This is a genomic window from Lacticaseibacillus mingshuiensis (genome assembly GCF_016861785.1).
Taxonomy (GTDB): domain Bacteria; phylum Bacillota; class Bacilli; order Lactobacillales; family Lactobacillaceae; genus Lacticaseibacillus; species Lacticaseibacillus mingshuiensis.
Genome location: NZ_BOLS01000005.1, coordinates 56,511 through 74,947 on the forward strand (window position 1 = coordinate 56,511; position 18,437 = coordinate 74,947).

At 55.9% G+C, this 18,437-nt stretch carries 12 protein-coding genes; 10 read left to right on the forward strand and 2 right to left on the reverse strand.

Going from position 1 to position 18,437, the window contains the following annotated elements; genetic code table 11:
* Positions 1 to 139: 139 nt before the first annotated feature.
* From JUE67_RS04355 to JUE67_RS04385, 7 genes are all read left to right on the forward strand, one after another.
* The gene (locus tag JUE67_RS04355; protein ID WP_203626815.1) at positions 140 to 658 is read left to right on the forward strand and encodes a transcription repressor NadR; all 519 of its coding nucleotides are present in this window, start codon (positions 140 to 142) and stop codon (positions 656 to 658) included.
* Between the two features lie 81 nt (positions 659 to 739).
* Entirely contained in the window at positions 740 to 1,951 is a 1,212-nt protein-coding gene (locus tag JUE67_RS04360; protein WP_203626770.1) for an MFS transporter, read from the forward strand.
* Between the two features lie 1,101 nt (positions 1,952 to 3,052).
* Positions 3,053 to 5,059, forward strand: coding sequence for a DHH family phosphoesterase (locus JUE67_RS04365; RefSeq protein ID WP_203626769.1), 2,007 nt, complete (start codon positions 3,053 to 3,055; stop codon positions 5,057 to 5,059).
* A gap of 25 nt (positions 5,060 to 5,084) precedes the next feature.
* On the forward strand, positions 5,085 to 5,540 hold the full coding sequence (gene rplI / locus JUE67_RS04370; RefSeq protein ID WP_203626768.1) for a 50S ribosomal protein L9: 456 nt from the start codon (positions 5,085 to 5,087) through the stop codon (positions 5,538 to 5,540).
* A 150-nt stretch (positions 5,541 to 5,690) separates the two neighbouring features.
* Positions 5,691 to 7,076, forward strand: coding sequence for a replicative DNA helicase (gene dnaB, locus JUE67_RS04375; protein WP_203626767.1), 1,386 nt, complete (start codon positions 5,691 to 5,693; stop codon positions 7,074 to 7,076).
* A 186-nt stretch (positions 7,077 to 7,262) separates the two neighbouring features.
* On the forward strand, positions 7,263 to 8,423 hold the full coding sequence (locus tag JUE67_RS04380) for a hypothetical protein (RefSeq protein ID WP_203626814.1): 1,161 nt from the start codon (positions 7,263 to 7,265) through the stop codon (positions 8,421 to 8,423).
* A gap of 172 nt (positions 8,424 to 8,595) precedes the next feature.
* On the forward strand, positions 8,596 to 9,888 hold the full coding sequence (locus JUE67_RS04385; RefSeq protein WP_125697666.1) for an adenylosuccinate synthase: 1,293 nt from the start codon (positions 8,596 to 8,598) through the stop codon (positions 9,886 to 9,888).
* A gap of 54 nt (positions 9,889 to 9,942) precedes the next feature.
* Here JUE67_RS04385 and JUE67_RS04390 read toward each other — a convergent pair whose 3' ends face one another.
* The gene (locus tag JUE67_RS04390; RefSeq protein ID WP_203626766.1) at positions 9,943 to 11,733 is read right to left on the reverse strand and encodes an ABC transporter ATP-binding protein; all 1,791 of its coding nucleotides are present in this window, start codon (positions 11,731 to 11,733) and stop codon (positions 9,943 to 9,945) included.
* Positions 11,720 to 13,480, reverse strand: a complete 1,761-nt coding sequence (locus JUE67_RS04395) for an ABC transporter ATP-binding protein (protein ID WP_203626765.1) — start codon at positions 13,478 to 13,480, stop codon at positions 11,720 to 11,722. Before JUE67_RS04395 ends, JUE67_RS04390 begins: the two co-directional genes overlap by 14 nt.
* 205 nt (positions 13,481 to 13,685) lie before the next feature.
* Between JUE67_RS04395 and JUE67_RS04400 the strand changes: the two genes are divergently transcribed.
* The 3 genes from JUE67_RS04400 (at position 13,686) to JUE67_RS04410 (ending at position 18,405) form a co-directional block, all read left to right on the forward strand.
* Positions 13,686 to 14,519, forward strand: a complete 834-nt coding sequence (locus JUE67_RS04400; protein WP_203626764.1) for a helix-turn-helix transcriptional regulator — start codon at positions 13,686 to 13,688, stop codon at positions 14,517 to 14,519.
* Positions 14,520 to 14,687: 168 nt separating this feature from the next.
* Positions 14,688 to 17,567: a hypothetical protein gene (locus JUE67_RS04405; RefSeq protein ID WP_203626763.1), complete on the forward strand. Its 2,880-nt coding sequence runs from the start codon at positions 14,688 to 14,690 to the stop codon at positions 17,565 to 17,567.
* A gap of 145 nt (positions 17,568 to 17,712) precedes the next feature.
* The gene (locus JUE67_RS04410) at positions 17,713 to 18,405 is read left to right on the forward strand and encodes a WxL domain-containing protein (RefSeq protein WP_203626762.1); all 693 of its coding nucleotides are present in this window, start codon (positions 17,713 to 17,715) and stop codon (positions 18,403 to 18,405) included.
* Positions 18,406 to 18,437 lie beyond the last annotated feature (32 nt).

Sequence of the window (18,437 nt, forward strand, 5' to 3'; positions counted from 1 at the left end):
AGCCACCCCTCATTTCCACCAAAAAAGACCTGAGTCAGAAATTTTGGCTCGGGTCTTTTTGCGGTCGTTGTCTTGACAGCCGGGGCGCGGTACACTGAAAGAACACAATGTCGTAAGTAGAAAAGGAGCTGGTTTTATGTTGACGAATGCAGAGCGGCGCGCCCAGATTCAGGCTGCCTTGAGTGAAGCAACAGAGGCGATCTCGGCGACGACTTTTGCCAAGCGATTTGGCGTCAGCCGGCAGACGGTGGTCGGCGATATTGCTTTGATGCGCGCGCACGGCGATCAGGTCATTGCAACCCCTCAAGGCTATCAGTATGAGCGGACGGCCAGCGGGGAGCAGCAGGCGGTGATCGTGTGCCGCCACACCCCGGCCCAGACGGAAGACGAGATGTCGCTGATCGTGGCGACGGGCGCCGCGCTGCTGGATGTCGCGGTGGATCATCCGGTGTATGGTGAGCTGCGCGGCCAGTTGCAGATTCGCACGCAGACCGACATCACGCTGTTTATGGCCCATTTGCGTCAGCATCCGGCCAAGCTGTTATCTGAGCTGACAGGTGGGGTCCATCTCCACACGATCGCCTACAGCACCCCGGCCCAGTTGACCGCGGTCAAAACAGCCCTGAGAAATGCGGGTTATTTATACGAAGAGGGTTGACAAGACACCTTATTTCCTAGAAAATAGAGCCAATTCGGAGGATGTCTTGACATCCTCTTTTTTCTTGGAGGAAATTGGCTCATGGAAGAAACAAAAACGGCGCCTTCGTTGTGGCAACATGCGCGCTTGATCACTGGTGTTGGGGTGGCGTGGCTCTTTGACGCCATGGATGTGGGGATGTTGTCCTTTATTTTGGCCGCGGTCGCGCCTGAATGGCATCTGACGGCGACCCAAAGCGGCTTGATCGGCAGTATCTCCTCGCTGGGGATGGCGCTCGGCGCCGTCATCTTTGGGATGATGGCCGATCGCATCGGGCGCAAAGCCGTGCTGATCATCACCCTGTTGGTCTTTTCAATGGGTTCGGCCCTGTCGGCGTTGGCAAATGGGTACGTGATGTTCATGGCACTGCGGTTCATCATCGGCGCTGGCCTCGGCGGTGAACTGCCGGTCGCCTCGACGCTGGTGTCGGAAAGCGTGGCCCCGCAACATCGCGGCCGCAGCGTGGTCCTGCTTGAAAGTTTTTGGGCGGTGGGCTGGCTGCTGGCTGCGCTGGTCTCCTATTTTGTCATTCCGCATTGGGGCTGGCGTGTGAGTGTCCTGATCACGGGATGCACGGCGCTGTACGCTTTGTATTTCCGCGGCGGCATCAACGAATCACCGGTCTTTGAAGCGGAAAAACCGCAGCGCCGCAGCTTTTTCAGTGCGTTGCGCGCGCTATGGCAACCGCAATTACGGCGGGCAACAGCCATGCTATGGATCGTCTGGTTCATGGTCGTCTTTTCCTATTATGGTATGTTCTTGTGGCTGCCAAGTGTGATGGTGCTGCGCGGCTACGACTTGATCCATAGTTTTGGCTACACCTTGCTAATGACCTTGGCCCAATTGCCTGGGTATTTTGTCGCCGCTTGGCTGATCGAAAAATGGGGCCGTAAGCCGGTCCTCATCGTGTTCTTGACCGGCACCGCGCTGTCGGCACTTGCATTTGGCGCCGCCGCCAACCTAGCGATGCTACTGACAGCCGGCGCATTGCTTTCATTCTTCAACTTGGGCGCATGGGGCGCCTTGTACGCGTATTCGCCGGAACAATATCCCGACAGCATCCGCAGCAGCGGCTCCGGCATGGCGGCTGGGGTCGGTCGGCTGGGTGGCATCGTTGGCCCGCTGGCAACAGGGGCGATGGTGGCCAGCGGCGTCTCATTTACCGCGATCTTTGGGCTGTTCACCGCGGCCGTCTTGATCGGGGCGGCGGCGGTCGCATGGCTGGGCCGCGAGACCTTGGTCAAGGCGCGCTGAGTGCAACTGCGTCTCTATCAAGCGCCACCTGCCCTTGAGGCATCGCCGAAAGTTGGAAAATACGCAAAAGGCCTGAGCAAAAAAAACGCTCAGGCCTTTTCGAATCGCATTGATCGGCACTTGGCCGCGTCATTCTGTTACCAAGTTGATCCATTGCACAGCAAACAGGCCGAAGTCTCCTCCGACCTGCCAAATTTTAGGTTGGATCCCTTTCCCTCTTCATTTTCGAGATTCCTCCCGTCGGTGTTAGGGAACTTATTCAGTTTGAAATGCAGGTGGTACATTTTTCCGGTGCCTTTCAGCACTGGGTCCGTTTAGCCCTTTGGGTTACCCCCTTACTGCAGGTAACCGTCATTGCGTCGCTCGGGGTGGGTCGCGGGTTGTCTCCCGCCGGACTGACCGACGCTGGGAGAGAACTCGTGGCCAGCTCCTCCACGCCTCTCAGTGTCGAAAATAGTATAACGCCTGCAAACGGATACGTCAACGGTTTAAATGGCAATTTTCCGGTTCAACATTCGTAAAAATAATTTTGAGATTCGATCGAGTGTGTTGACGATCTCAACTGATTTGTTCATTATCTTATCGCTAATGAACATTCTGGACGATTCTGACCATTAGCCAATTTTGATAAACACTACTAACAATTATATTTTGTCATTTAAAAACAAAATGATCATGTCGACATGTGGAATTTTTGACCTTGGCAGTCGTGATCGATCGCTGCCCGTCGATTCATTTGGGCTGATCGGGGGACTGCGCACCCTAGATGGGCTTCGTGGGGCAGGGGTAGGCCATCTAAGCCATCAGCCACACGAGGCAAAAAACGCCTCATCCGTCTGATGGACTTAGCTGCCCACCCCTAAACGCCCCGCTGCGCACCCTGCCTAGTCAGGCTCCGGTGCGCATGGTGGGAACATCCAACTGGCTCGTGCACTCGATGGCTAAGACCGCCATCAAGCGCATGAGCCAAGTTAGCTGTCCCACCATCCCGCGCACCTGCGCACCCTGGTTTGAAATTCCGACAAAGGGCAGGGCTTGGCCAAGTATGGTAGAATTACTTAAGTTTCCCTAAATTGAGACTCAGCGAAAGTGAGCGTTATGATGAAAAAACTATTTGCGCGCATCAAGCTGCCAGCATTTTTGGAAGATGAACGACTGCTGATCGTCTCAGCTGTCATGCTGGTCTTGGCCGCGCTTGACGTGATCGTCGCCTTTTTTATTCGCCCGCTGGTGGCGGTCTTGCTCTTACTCTTTCTGATCGGGCTGGTCGCAGCCGTCTTTTACGCCTTGGCGACCATTACCGCGAATACCAATAAATACATTTCTGACCTCTCGTACCGCATTAAGCGAGGGGAACAAGAGGCCCTGATCAAAATGCCGGTCGGAATCTTGATCTACGACGACCGTCTGAACATTGAATGGGCCAACCCTTATCTTCAGCAATATTTCGGCGACCAGGACTTCCTTGGCCAACCGCTGTCGGTGGTCGACCCGGCACTGGGCGAACTGGTCGCCGGCAAGCAGCAGTCCAATGAGCGCCAGAAGATCCACTGGGGCGATCATGAATTCGAGATGATCATTCAAAAAAGCATCGGGGTCGTCTATTTAATGGATATCACCCGCTATGCGCAGATCGAAGCCCAGGCGGCCGAGGAGCGTGTGGCGATCGGCCAGATCTTTTTGGATAATTACGACGAGTTGACCCAGACCATGGAGGATCAGGCCCGCTCCACGCTGAACAGCTATGTCACCAACCAGCTGACAGACTGGGCGAATAACTTCGGGATGTTCGTCAAACGCATCGGCGATGACCGCTTTTTGCTGATTGCTTATGTCCGCGCCTTAAAAAAGGTGGAAAAGGATAAATTTCACATTCTCGATGTGATTCGCGAGGAGACGTCCAAGCAGAACTTCCCGCTGACCCTATCCGTGGGGATCGCGTATGGCGAGGCCGACTTGGGCCAACTGGCACTGACCTCGCAGTCGAACTTGGACCTCGCGCTTGGTCGCGGCGGCGATCAGGTCGTTGTCCGGGCGAAAAATGAACAGGCCCGCTTTTACGGCGGCAAGACCAACCCGATGGAAAAACGGACCCGGGTGCGGGCCAGAATGATCTCAGGCGCCCTGCAGGAGCTGTTCAAACAGACTGACAAGATCTTCGTCACCGGCCACCAGCGGCCAGACATGGATTCCGTCGGCGCGGCACTTGGGATTCGGCGCATCGCGCAAATGAATGGCAAGGAATGTTACGTGGTGATCGAGCCGGACCAATTGCATTCGGATGTCCAGCGCCTGATGCAGCTGATCGGCAAAGATCCGGATACGGCCAACGCCATTATCACGCCGGAAGCCGCGCTGGCGCAGGCCACCGGGCAGAGCCTCTTCGTGATGGTCGATCACAGTAAGCCGACGATCACCGGCGCGCCGGCCCTTTATGACCGCCTCGCCGCCCGCACCGTCATCATCGATCACCATCGTCGTGGCGAGGAGTTCCCCGATAACCCGATGCTGGTCTACATTGAGCCTTATGCGAGCTCGACTTGCGAGTTGATCGCCGAGATGTTTGAGTACCAGCCGACCAATGTGGCGGGACTCAATAAGCTGGAGGCAACGGCGATGCTGGCCGGGATCACCGTGGACACCCGCAATTTTTCCCTGCGGACCGGGACGCGGACCTTCGATGCGGCCAGCTACCTGCGCTCAAACGGTGCGGATTCGCTGCTGACGCAGAATCTATTGAAGGAAAATGTCGACGCGTACATTCAAAAGAATCACTTGATCGACAGCGTTGAAATGATCACGGCGAATATGGCATTATGTACAGGAGAAGAGACCAAGCCTTATGATCCGGTGATCGCGGCGCAGGCGGCCGACACCTTGCTGTCGCTAAACGGTATTGAGGCCAGCTTCGTGGTAACGCGGCGGCCGGATAATCGCATTGGCGTCTCCGCGCGCTCGCTGGGCGACATCAATGTCCAAGTGATCATGGAAAGGCTCGGCGGCGGCGGCCATTTGAGTAATGCGGCCACTCAGATCGATGGCAAGACCGTGACTCAGGTGACGACGATGCTGCGCGAGGCGATCGCCGACGAGCAGGCGGAGAATTAAGTCGAAAGGAAAAGGTGCAAGCATCATGAAAGTGATTTTTACCCAAGATGTTCGAGGAAAAGGCAAGCGCGGCGAAGTCAAAGAGGTCCCAGATGGCTACGCGCAGAATTTTTTGATCAAAAATGGGAAGGCGAAGGCCGCGACCTCGCAGGCCATGAGTGCCCTGCAAGGTCAGCAGAAGCTTGAGGCCAAAAAGGAAGCCGCCGCCAAAGCGGAAGCCGTTGCCGTCAAGACACGGCTCGAGGACGACAACACGGTGGTGCAGATTCAGTCCAAGGCTGGCGAAGACGCGCGGTTGTTTGGCTCGATTCCGTCAAAACAGATCGCCACGGCGCTGGAAAAGCAGTACGAGATCAAGGTCGACAAGCGCAAGATCGATCTGCCGGAGCCGATTCGGGCGCTGGGCTACCGCAATGTGCCGGTGGACCTGTACCCAGGTGTGACGGCCACGATTCGCGTGCACATCACCCAACAAAAATAATTGCCTGATTCAAAGCCGCCGTTTTCGCCCATTATTTCCCGGGTGATAGGTGGCTTTTTTTATTTTCCAGCGACAAGTTCGGCGGCTTTAGTTTGTCCTGGTTTTACTCTATACTGGTTAGGACACAGCAAACGGTGAGGAGCGACAAAGATGGACGATCAACCGATTCAACGGCAAATGCCACAAAGTCTAGAAGCGGAGCAGGCCGTGCTCGGCGGTATTTTTTTGGACCCGGCGACCCTGGTCGATGCAGCTGAACTGATTCAGCCCGAAGACTTCTATAAGCGCGCCCACCAGCTGATTTTTGCGGCGATGGCCGCGCTGTCTGAGGAAGGCTCGGCCATCGATGTGGTCACCTTGCAGGACTATCTTGAGGCCCGCAATCAGTTGACGGACATCGGCGGGGTGCCGTATTTGCTCGAGCTGGCCGATGCCACGCCGACTGCGGCCCATGTGCAATACTATGCGCAGATCATTGCGGACAAGGCACAGTTGCGGCGGCTGATTCAGACAGCCGAAAAGATCATCCGCCAGAGTTATGACGACCAAAGCGATGTGGCCGGGCTGGTGGAAAACGCCGAAAATCAAATGATGCAGGTCGCCGATGTGGGGACGCGCGGCGGTTTTCGCTCGATCAAAGACGTCCTCAACTCCGCGGTCGCCGAGATCGACAAACTGTATCAAAACAAGCAGGAGATCACGGGACTGCCAACCGGTTTTCACGAGCTTGATAAGCTGACGACCGGGCTGCACGAAGATGAATTGGTGATCTTGGCGGCGCGTCCCGCAGTCGGGAAAACCGCGTTCGCGCTGAATATCGCGCAAAATGTCGGGACCAAAACCGAGAAAACAGTCGCGCTGTTTAGCTTGGAAATGGGCGCCGAGTCCTTGGTCAACCGCATGCTTTGCGCGGAAGGCAGCATCGACGCCAACCACCTGCGCACCGGCCAACTGTCGCAAGATGAATGGTCACATTTGGTGATCGCCATGGGGTCCTTGAGCCAGGCGAGCATCTACATCGATGACACCCCCGGCGTGCGCATGGCCCAGATTCGCTCGCAATGCCTGCGCCTGGCCAAGGAACATGACCTCGGCCTGGTGATCATCGATTACCTGCAGCTGATTGAAGGCTCTGGCCAAGAGAACCGTCAGCAGGAAGTCTCCGCGATCTCGCGGCAGTTGAAGAAGCTGGCTAAGGAATTGCACGTGCCGGTGATCGCGCTGTCGCAGCTTTCCCGTGGCGTCGAACAGCGCCAGGACAAACGCCCTGTGTTGTCCGATATTCGTGAATCTGGGTCCATCGAGCAGGATGCGGACATCGTGGCCTTTTTGTACCGCGATGATTATTACCGCGACGAAGAAGGCGACGATAACGCAGGCAAGCCGCATGAAGACGATGAGCAAAATGTTGGGCCGGTCGAAGTGATCGTGGAAAAAAACCGGTCCGGTGCGCGCGGCACGGTGAAGCTCTTATTCGTCAAATCCTACAACAAATTCAGTTCTATGGCGCCTGATGCCCAGGCGCCCACCCATTAACGGAAGTGGGTCAAATGTCGTTTTTGGGTCCGACAGGTAAGCGTTCCAAGCGCCTGGTCCGAACTTAGGACCAGGTGATTGGAGCCTTAGCTGCTCGGATCCGGACATTTGGCCCACGACACTGCTGTAGCATTGCGTGTGCTTTAATGGAACAAGCAACACGTCTATTTTTGGGAGGTGATCGCGATCGATGCGATCTTGATGAGTTTGATGGCGGCACTCAACGAAAAGCTGCTGATCAATGTCTATCAGCGAGATACCGATGATTTTTACACGGGCTATGTCCAGGCGCTCGGCAGCAATGCCGTGATTCTGTCGACCTATAATGACGCCGGTATCAGTGATGGCGCCGTTTTGCTGACCTTTAACGCGATCGAGCAGGTCGAATTTGCTGGCGCGGATCTCGATGACATGGACTTTCGCATTGACCTAGCGGAAAGGGCACATTTCCTCACCCTTGAGGAGCCAGCGACGCTCAAGTTCGATCCGACCCAGGACCTGCTGCAGCAATTGGCACAGCAGGCCCAGGCCAGCCAACAGGTCGTGATGGTGATTCTGGCTGACGATGACTCGTTTCTGGAAGGCCAGATCACCAGCGTGTTTGAGGATCGCTTCACGCTGTCTGTTTTCAATAAGTACAATTACACCGATGTGCGCGTGATGCAGATCGATTGCTCCGACGTACTGGTCGTGGAATTTGCCGGCCTGGACCTGTTTCTTGAGACGCAGCTGGTGGCGCAGCGCGCGCACCTGGTGCATCAAAAATCGGAGCTGCACCTCAACAACGGCCAGCTGGCGCCGATCTTGGCTGACGCGGAAAAAAGTGGCGCGATGCTGGCCGCGATTCCGCGGGATAATGAGGATCAGTTTTACATCGGCACGGTCAAGGCGCTCAATCACGGGGTCGTCGTGCTGTCGCTGCTGGACATGGCGGCTCAGTTTGGCGGCTATGTGGCCCTGCGCATCGCCGCGCTTCAGAGCCTGATTACCGCCTCGGATTACCTGCAGACCATCGCCTTTTACCGGCAGTGGGATGAGGCACATGATTTTACCCAGCAACCGGTCCTGAATGCGGATCGTGATTTTGACAACACCGCCGAACTGATTCCCAGTCTGGTGAGCGAAGCCGCGGCTTTTCAGCGGGTGATCCGGGTGCGGGCCGCCACTGAAGAGGACCATTTGATGGGCATTCCCCAGGAGGTCTCGGCGACTGGCTTTGTGATGCGCCTGACTGATGGCGGGGAACCGGAAAACGTGCCAGTGGCCTTTGATGACGTCTTGGAACTCGCTTTTGGCCATATTTTCGCCTATATCGCCGAGGAGACGTTGCATCAAGACGGCCGTTGATATTCGTGAATAACCGATGCATGAAAAACCCGAACAATTTTTGTTCGGGTTTTTGCGTTTATCAAAACATAAATCCACTTATCATTCGGAAATTGCCTTGCGAGAACCGCCTCGGATTGGTAGAATATCTTCTGGCGGCTTGGCCGACCAAATATGTTAGGAGCGACAAAATATGGGCACAGTAGTGATCGTCGGAACGCAGTGGGGCGACGAAGGCAAAGGGAAGATCACGGATTTTCTCAGCGAAGGCGCACGCATCATCAGCCGTTATCAAGGCGGGGACAACGCCGGCCACACGATTCACAACAACGGCCAAGTTTACAAACTTCGGCTGATTCCCTCAGGTATCTTGTATCCGCACCAGCTGTCAGTGATTGGCAACGGTGTGGTCGTCAATCCGAAGAGCTTGGTCGAAGAGCTCGCTTATTTGGCAGAAAAGGGCGTTGATCCTAGCAACCTGCGCATCTCAGACCGCGCGCATGTGATTCTGCCTTACCATATCGCCCTCGACAAGCTGCAGGAAGCGGCCAAGGGCGCCAATAAGATCGGCACCACTAATCGCGGCATCGGCCCGGCTTACATGGACAAGGCCTCGCGCGTCGGCATCCGCATCGCCGACCTTTTGGATAAGGAGATCTTTGCGGAGCGGCTGCGCCAGAATCTCGCCGAAAAGAATAAGGAATTCACGAAACTCTACGGCGCCGAACCGATGGCCTTCGACGATATTTTTGAAGAATATTATGGCTACGGCCAACAGATCAAAAAATATGTATGTGACACTTCAGTCGTGCTGAACGACGCGATCGACCAAGGCGAAAACGTGCTCTTTGAAGGGGCGCAAGGCGTGATGCTCGACATCGACCAAGGCACCTACCCATTTGTCACCTCGTCTAACCCGGCCGGCGGGGTCACCATTGGCGCCGGCGTGGGGGCCAGCAAGATCGACCGCGTTGTCGGCGTTGCCAAGGCGTACACCTCGCGTGTCGGCGACGGGCCATTTCCGACCGAACAGCTCAACGCAGACGGCGATTTTATCCGGGAAGCGGGCCATGAATACGGCACCGTCACCGGCCGGCCGCGGCGCATCGGCTGGTTCGATGCGGTGGTCGTTCGCCATTCCCGGCGCGTCGCCGGGGTCACCGACCTGTGCCTCAATTCGGTCGATGTCCTGACCGGCTTGAAGACTGTCAAGATCTGCACGGCCTATGAACGCAACGGCGAGACGATCTACCATTATCCGGCGTCGCTGAAGGAGCTGGCTGAGTGCAAGCCGGTCTATGAGGAAATGCCAGGCTGGGACGAGGACATCACCCAGGCGAAAACACTGGCCGACCTGCCCGTGAATGCGCGGCATTACATCGAGCGTATCGCGGAATTGATCAATGTCGACCTGCTGACGTTCTCAGTTGGGCCGGATCGTGATCAGACCAACATCCTGGCCAATATCTGGGATAAATTCAACTAATTTTAGAATCAAAAAACCGACTCACGTCACCTGAGCCGGTTTTTTGATTCTTGCTTAAAGTGATTGCAGCATGCGGTATTGAGCCTCATACAATGAGAAGTATTCGCCGCGTTTTTTCATCAATTCCTGATGACTGCCGCGTTCGACGATCTCACCGTGGTTGACCACCATGATCTGGTCCGCGTTTTGAATGGTCGACAGGCGGTGGGCGATGATGAAGCTCGTCCGGCCTTCCAGCAGGCGGTTCAGGCCAGCCTGGAGCAGCAGTTCGGTCTGCGTATCGATCGCCGCAGTCGCCTCATCGAGAATGAGGATCTTCGGGTCGGCGAGCAGTGTCCGGGCAAACGCGATCAGCTGGCGCTGGCCGGCTGACAAGGTCGAGCCGCGCTCCTGCACCTCGGTGTGATACCCCTGCGGCATGTCGCGGATAAAGTCATCCGCCCGCACGACCTTCGCGGCAGCGATGACCTCTTCCTCTGTGGCGTCGAGCTTGCCATAGCGGATGTTTTCGAGAATGGTGCCGGAGAAAATGAAGGTATCCTGCAGCATCACGCCCATTTGGCTCCGCAGCGACTTGAGTGTCACCCGGGAAATATCGACGCCATCGATATCGACTTCGCCTTCCGTCACGTTATAGAAGCGCGATAGGAGGTTGATGACGGTGGATTTCCCCGCCCCGGTCGGCCCGACCAAGGCAACGGTCTCCCCGGGCGCGGCGTGGAAGCTGACGTGTTTCAGAATCATCGGCGTGTCCTCTTCATATTTGAAGGAAACATCCTTGAATTCCACATCGCCATGAATCGGTGGCAGGTCAAAACTGTCTGGCAGGTCCTTGACCTCAGGCTCTTCATCCATCGTTTCAAAGATTCGTTCCAGATAGGCGGTGGCCGTGATCAGGGAGTTGTAGAAGTTCCCGATATCGATCACGGGGTTCCAGAAGTTGGCGACGTAACCCATGAACGCGATCAGCGTCCCGGTAGTCACATCGACGCCGCCCCATTGCGTGATGCCGATGTAGTAGATCAGCGCCGTGGTGAGGGTGGAGATGTTTTGCACCCCAGGCCACAATGCCCATTGTACGCGAATCGCATGCATAAAGGAGCTGCGGTATTCGTTGGCCACATGATCGAAGGTCGCACTGGCGTTGTCCTCTTGGGCGAACCCTTGAGTGACCTTGATGCCGGCGATACTTTCATGGATGTAGGCGTTCATGTTCGACTGCTTGTTGGACAGCTCACGATACGCCTTACGTTGCTGAATCTGCACGATGCGCGTCCAGACCAGCAAGATCGGGATCAGCGCCAAGCTCCACAGGGCGAGCTTCCAGTTGATGCTGACCATGAAGATCAACGTGACGACCAGCAGGATGATGTCGTTGATCAGGTTGATCAAGCCGTTGGACAAGAGATCTGACAAGGTGTTGATGTAATTGACGACACGAATCAGGATCTTGCCATGCGGGCGTGAGTCAAAGTAGGAAAACGGGAGCTCCTGCAAATGGTCGAAGATATCGGAACGCATATCTTTGAGCATGTCCTGGCCGACTTCGGTGATCGTCCAGATGCGGTAGCGATAGCAGAAAAAGGTGATGATCAGCAAGGCGGCAAAGATGCCCGTCAAAAGCCAAAGCAGCGAGAGATTTTTCTGCGGAATGGCCTGGTCGATGGCGACCTTCGTCAGGTATGGGCCAAGGGTGCCGGCCAAACTGCCGAGAATCAAGGTGCCCAGCACCAAGGCGAGCTTGGTCAGATACGGCACAAGATAGCGGCCAAGGCGGCGATAATAGCTCCAGTTAAAGGTCTCTTGCAGCTCTTCATCTTCATCGAATGTATTACGCTTCGCCATTTGACTCGCCTCCCTTCACACCTAATGCCCCGAGTTGTTTCTGATACGTATCAAAGTAATAGCCGTGCTTGGCGATCAATTCATCATGCGTCCCGCGCTCGATGATGTCGCCGTGTTTCAGCACGATGATCTGATCGGCGTGCCGCAACGAACTGATGCGCGTGGCGATGATGAACGTCGTCTTCTTTTGCGTGATCGGCGACAATTTCTTTTGAATCTCCGCCTCGGTCTCCATGTCCAGCGCTGAGGTCGTGTCATCCAAAATCAGAATCGATGGATTTTTGACCAGCGCGCGGGTCAGCGAGATCCGCTGTTTTTGCCCGCCGGACAGGCCAACCCCACGCTCGCCGACCACGGTGTCATAGCCATCCGGCATTTCCGCGATGAACTGCGACGCATCGGCGACATCCGCCATGTGCTGAATCAGCTGCGGCTCAGCCTGCCGGTTCCCGTAAGAGATATTGTCCTGAATCGTATCGGAAAATAGAAACAGGTCCTGCATGACGATCGTGATCTGGTCGCGCAACTGCCGAACTGGCCAGTCCTTCGCGTTTTTCCCATCGATCAGGACCTCGCCTGATGTCGGGTCATAGAACCGGGCGATCAAGTTCATCAGCGTCGATTTCCCAGACCCCGTCTCGCCGAGAATGCCCATGGTCTCACCAGGCTTGACGGTGAAGCTGATGTCATGCAGCACTGGCACTTCCGGCGCATCGGCATACTCGAAGTTGACATGGTCGAAGGTCACATACCCTTGCAGCTTCTGGTAATGCTCGCTGTCCTGCACCGGAATGGACGACTTGGCCCCCAGCATCCGCCGAATTTTGATCGTCGAGGCGGAAAAACGCTGGACATCGTTGATCAACCAGCCGCTCATCCGCATCGGCTGGTTCAACATCCACAAAAAGCCGTTGAACGCGACCAGATCGCCAAGCGTCATGGACCCTTTGATGACGAGGAACCCGCCGAGAATCAGGACGATCACCGACAGCATCGACGCGAGAATGTCCAGTGGCGGCAGGTAGCGCCGAGAAACCCGGGCGGCATCCATGTTGCGGGCCTTATACGCGTCGTTGAGCTTGTTGAACTTCTCAATTTCGTATGGTTCGCGAGTGAACGCCTTGACGACACGGTTCCCGGAAATGTTTTCCTCGACCATTGAGTTGAGGTGCGCGAAGGCTTCACGAATCTGGAAATACACCGGATGCGCCTCATTGCTCATGTGCATGGTCAGAAACCCGATGAACGGGGTCAGGGCGGCCAAGGCCAGCGTTAGCGGCCAGTTGATGCTACCCATGACCAAGATCGCGGTGACGAACCACAGCACACATTCGATCAGGTTGTAACTGTCCCAAGCCACAAAGTTGCGAATCGCGTCCATATCCCCGGTCATCCGGGCCATGATATCGCCGGTGGAGACATTGTTGAAAAATGTGAAGTCCAGCTTCTGCAGCTTTTCAAACAAGTCGTGGCGAATGTCCCACATCACGTTTTGCCCGACTTGTTCGAAGATGACCTGATAAATGTAGCGCACGATGGTCCGACCCAGCGTGACGCCAATCATGATCAGCAAAAACGGCACGAGTCGCTCGGTGTGTCCTTGGCCGATGACCTGGTCGATGATCCAGCCGCCAATGAGGGGCGCGACCACGATCGCCGCGGCATTGACGAAAATAAGCAGGGTGGCAGGAATCAGCAATTTCATATTGCGCCGAATGTACTGCCAGACCCATTGAAAGGTACCCATAATTACACCTCCGAGGCTGAGCGGGACCGACGCCCAATGCGTCGCGCGCCCAGCCATTTGTTCATGTGGCTATTATGAGGGAACTAGCTGAGACATGAATGGACTATTTTGTCTGTTTCCTTGTGTTTTTATGCTAAAATCAATGCGAAAGCGGTTCATCAGCAGTCGAGCAGGGTTTTCGGCAGGTGCCGCAGGGAGTAGACCAATGATCGATCTAAAAAGTTTCTCGCCGGATGTGCTGTATGCCTTCGCATACATGAATGAAGGGGAAGACACTAGTAAATATCACGAACATGATTTTCCGGAATTATCGGTGATGTTAGAAGGGTTCTCGGATTACACGATCGAAGGCCACCAGATTCGGGTGCAGCAAGGCCAGGCGGTGCTGTTGAACCCGCATGTGCATCACAACGAGCACCAACCGGCGGGCAGCCATAGCTACCAGCTGTACATCGGCTTTCGCCATGTCGTTTTGCCTGGGCTGACGCCGGACCATTTTCCGTTCAAAGATCCGGTATTGCGCCTGGAAGACCAGCAGCCGCTGTTTTTCAACATTGCCCAGCGCATCATTGGGGAGGTCAAACAGCGGTCGGCGTTTGGCCACGACCTCTTGCTGCAGGCCTATGTGACGGAGTTGGTCTGCATTCTGATGCGGGCGCTGCCTGACAACGCGGTCGCCGATGATCACCTCACGATCAGCGACAGCGAGACGAGCACCGAGCAGCAGGCGATGGTCTCAAGCGCCGCCTACTATCTGGATGCCCATTTTGCCGAGGACCTGACGTTGGCGCGAGTCGCCGATTACCTGCATGTCTCGGAGGCCCATCTGTCGCGGACGTTCAAGCAGCTCAAGGGTCAAAGTCCGATGACTTATCTGATGCAGGTCCGGCTTGCCCACGCCCAAAAGATTCTGGGGGAGACGGACTTGCCGATCAAAGATGTGGCGGCCAGTGTCGGTTACCACGATCCCTTTTATTTCAGTCGTTTATATAAGAAGGTATTCGGCTCTGCCCCGTCGTACGGGAAGGAACGCGCCTAACTGGAAGCACACTTACGTTGAGCGGTAAGCGTGCTTTTTTATTTGCTTATAAAATAACTGTATAGAAAACAACAAACAAATAAATTTCAATGAAATCGTTGCCAGAAAATAACATCATCCTGTACAATAGCGATAGCGGGAACAGATGTGTGGGGAGGTGACGCATGCATGAAACGGGTCTGGCATCTGGGGATGGTCGGCTTGTTGCTTTTCGGGGCAGTGGCGAGCGCGGGCTTGGTGGTTCCGGCGACAGCGGTCAAGGCCACCGCGCAGATCATTGTGCCAACAACGGGGCCGTCAGACTTTCCTGCGCCTTCACCTGAGGCATTTGACAATCACTCGGGGTTTCGGACGCAGCCGAATTATGTCGCCAGCAACGCCTTTGTCGATTGGGGGGACACAGAAGGCAAGTATCAGACGTTCCTGAAAAGTGATGAGACGGTCACGATGAAGGCTTCTTTTGGCAAAGACGGAAGTGATGGCCAGTATACACTGGGTTTTCGCACGCGGATCAAGGTCGGGGATGCCCCAGCCCAGACGAGTCAGATCGATATCGGGTTGAGCGCCTCGCAAGAACACGGCAGTCAACCGCAAAATGGGGTGAAGTGGGCGCCGTATTGGACTGGCATGCCAAATGATTATCTGCATTATCAGTTGACGTTTGATCAGTTCCATTTGACGGGCCCGACCTGGATCAGTTATCAACTGGAGGTGGATTATCATCTCGGTCAGTCGCCGGTGATCGAACGCAGCTATTATTCAGAGCCATTTTGGGTGCTGGTTTTTCCCGCTGACTATACCCCTGTGATCGAGGCTGCACCGCCGGTCGTTTTTCGCGGGCAAAGCGTGTCCGTTGGTGTTGCGGGGTTGCCGGTGGGCGTCGTGCCCGATTACCGCGATTATGAGACGCAGCTGGGGACATGGACGCCGCAGGGGGATCAATTATTGTTCAGTCCCGCAAATGGCGCCGTCGGGGCGAGTCGGTTGACTGCCCAGATCGACGTACCAGAGCAAAGTCGGTCTGCTTTTTCCTATTCGGTCGAGGCGGCAGACCCGGTCGTGTATGCGGCGGACTTGCCGGATGTGCGCGGCTATGAGACTGGCGAGGCTGAATTTGAATTGCGCCTGCCCGCCGGACTTGAGGCGCGCAACACAGAGTGGCAACTGAATGGTGAGGTGATCAAAGACGACGAGCGATTCACGCCAAGTCCGGAACGGTTGGTGATTCGCCAATTGACGCGTGAGGATGCGGGCGTTGTCACGGCGACGGCTAATTATTTTCGCTTGAGTGATGGTCGGCAGATCGCCGCGGGTCTAGCGTCCAATCCCGCGCGTCTTCAAGTTAGTACAGCGTTTCACGTGAAACCGAATCGCCGCATCTTGATCACTGCGCCGGATGCACCTGAGGGGATGGCGACGACCCCTGTCCGTTTGGTCGCGGAGCCTGATGTGAGCCTGCGCGGGTGGCCGGAGTGGGAAAGCACGGATGACACTCGGTTGCGTGTGACAAAGGATGGAAATGATGTGACGGCAGTGGCAGAAGCGGAACCCGGGACGAGTGGCCATGTTGGGCTCACAGCCCGTTCGGAGATCGAAAGCGCGGATGAGATGCTGGCGGCGGACCTCGATTTTTCTTTGGGGGCGCTGACAGGACCGGCTGTGATCGGGCCAAATGAGTTGGTGCGCGGGGTTGCGCGGCCAATGCAGCCATTCGTTGCACCTGAGCCGCCCTTGGATGACGGCCTGCCTGTCGCCACAACGTATCTGTGGGAAGTTTCACAAGACGGGCAGACCGACTGGACGCTCGCCGCAACGACGACGACGAACGAATTACACCGTCTTGCTTATGACGAGTCGTGGCCCAACTTGTTTCTTCGCGTGCGCATTCACAGTGGCACGGATGATGAGGTGGTGACCAATACCCTTGTCGTTGCGTTGCGGCCGCCACTTGTTTTGACGGATCTGCGTTATGAGACACCCGCGCTGTTTTGGGGTGACGGCGCCGGGCCAACCGCAATTCGGCCAACACATCAGCCAAGCGACATGATCGACCCGGAATGGGCCACTTATCTGCTCGACTCGGGGGAAGATGGGGCGGCGGTGGCTAGCGTGGGTGATGACGGGGTGATCGTTCCGCGCGGCCCCGGTCAGATCGCGATCGGTCTATACGCCAACTTGGCTGACGAAAGCGCCGCGATCACACATGCACCGCTGACGGTGACGGCCTTGGCCGATCGCGCTGGACGCATCGGTGAAACGGTCACGTTCAACATTCCAGAAGAGATGCTGACAATTTTTGAAGAAAATGCGTATTCAATAAGGGCCGTCAAATGGCAACGTGTGTCAGGCGACGGTGAGAAAACCGTTTTTGCGGGGGAAACAGGGAACTCGTTGACGGTCGCGCTCACCCCACAGATCGATCGCAAGGCGCGGTATCAGGTGGAGATCGTGCTGCGTGATGAGATCTGGGGGACGCAGACCGTTCTCACGTCTAATCTGGCGACCCTCACTGTTGGCAATGCACCGGTCCTTCGGTTGGTCGATGTCCCGAATTTTAATTTTGGCCACGAGAAAAACGGCGAGATGCAGGCGGCCACGGTCGAGGAGCTGATTCATGGCGCCTATACCGGACAAACGCCGCTGACTGAGGTGAGTCCGACCAATCTCGATTGGCTCTTGTCCTGGCCTGGCCAAGGTGAGGATAAGCGGCTGACGGTGATCGATACGCGTGATGCGCCCACACCTTGGCAGCTTACGGTCAGCGCGGGCCAATTGAGCCACGCAAGCGACCAGCCAGTGGTTGGCGCCAAGCTAGGCATTGGGTGGCTTTTGGGGCGCGACTTGGAGCTGTTTCCGGTGATGACGATGGGGGATGACACCCCCGTCCTGGCGCTCAATAGCGAGGCAAGGCCGGTGACTGATCAGAATTTTACGTCACCGATGTTCGGGTTTCTGAGTTTGCCGCCGCTTCCAGATGCGGTCAGCGGTAACTATCACGCGATCTTGACTTGGACACTGATCTCAGCACCAACACCTGAAGGGATGTGAGGCCGACGAGAAAAAATATTAGACGGGGAAATGGGCAGATCTCGGACGTGCGGTCAGCGCAGGCTGATCGCAATTGAGCGATACGGTGCGAGCGGCGTGCGCTCGCCAGAGTGAGACATGTGACTGGAAAAAAGGAGGACAGACCATGAAACATTCATGGGGTGTAAGACTTACTGTGGGGGCTGGACTGTTATTAGCAGCAGCGGGGCCGGTCTTGCCGGTACTTGCGGCGGATGGTAATGGTCCAGGTGTGGTCGACAATAATATTGCGGGGGCTTTGATCGGGGCGGGCTTTGTCGTCGGCAGCGATGGCACTGCAACTGCCAATAGCACGGTGAATATTCAGATCGATCCGGGCACATTGAGCCTTGACGCTGTGCCGGATCTGAAATTTGAGAAAGTTTCAATTGCTGATCTGGTAAAGAAAGATGTTGATGCAAAACTGACACTGGGGACCGATATCACCGATAAAGGGACCTTTGATGGCAATGACACGGGGCAGATCGCCGTCTCCGACTACCGCGGCACCAACACGGGGTGGAATTTATCCGCCTCACTAGGGACCTTTGCTGACCTGACTGTCACAAACTTGAGCCTTGAGGGGGCAGTCGATACCGCCAACATTGTGGCAGGTGAGTTTGCGGATAAGCCGCTGACGCCAGGCAGTGGGGCCACCAGTGTGATCAATGCCCCAATTGAAAAGGGTGCTGGGGATACGATTCTGCAGCTGTCTGGTGGGACATTGGCGTTGCCTAAGGATCCGAGTGCTAAAAAGGGCCTCCATCAGGCGACGATCACCTGGACGCTGAGTCAAGAACCAGAGACTACGACACCATAGGGACCATAGGCGTGATCAACAACATTCGGCGT

What these genes read in the sequence shown, in the direction of transcription:
- JUE67_RS04360 (WP_203626770.1), top strand. Translation starts at nt 740, where the DNA reads ATGGAAGAAACAAAAACGGCGCCTTCGTTGTGGCAACATGCGCGCTTG.
- JUE67_RS04365 (WP_203626769.1), top strand. Translation starts at nt 3,053, where the DNA reads ATGAAAAAACTATTTGCGCGCATCAAGCTGCCAGCATTTTTGGAAGAT.
- rplI (WP_203626768.1), top strand. Translation starts at nt 5,085, where the DNA reads ATGAAAGTGATTTTTACCCAAGATGTTCGAGGAAAAGGCAAGCGCGGC.
- dnaB (WP_203626767.1), top strand. Translation starts at nt 5,691, where the DNA reads ATGGACGATCAACCGATTCAACGGCAAATGCCACAAAGTCTAGAAGCG.
- JUE67_RS04385 (WP_125697666.1), top strand. Translation starts at nt 8,596, where the DNA reads ATGGGCACAGTAGTGATCGTCGGAACGCAGTGGGGCGACGAAGGCAAA.
- JUE67_RS04390 (WP_203626766.1), bottom strand. Translation starts at nt 11,733, where the DNA reads ATGGCGAAGCGTAATACATTCGATGAAGATGAAGAGCTGCAAGAGACC.
- JUE67_RS04395 (WP_203626765.1), bottom strand. Translation starts at nt 13,480, where the DNA reads ATGGGTACCTTTCAATGGGTCTGGCAGTACATTCGGCGCAATATGAAA.
- JUE67_RS04400 (WP_203626764.1), top strand. Translation starts at nt 13,686, where the DNA reads ATGATCGATCTAAAAAGTTTCTCGCCGGATGTGCTGTATGCCTTCGCA.
- JUE67_RS04405 (WP_203626763.1), top strand. Translation starts at nt 14,688, where the DNA reads ATGAAACGGGTCTGGCATCTGGGGATGGTCGGCTTGTTGCTTTTCGGG.
- JUE67_RS04410 (WP_203626762.1), top strand. Translation starts at nt 17,713, where the DNA reads ATGAAACATTCATGGGGTGTAAGACTTACTGTGGGGGCTGGACTGTTA.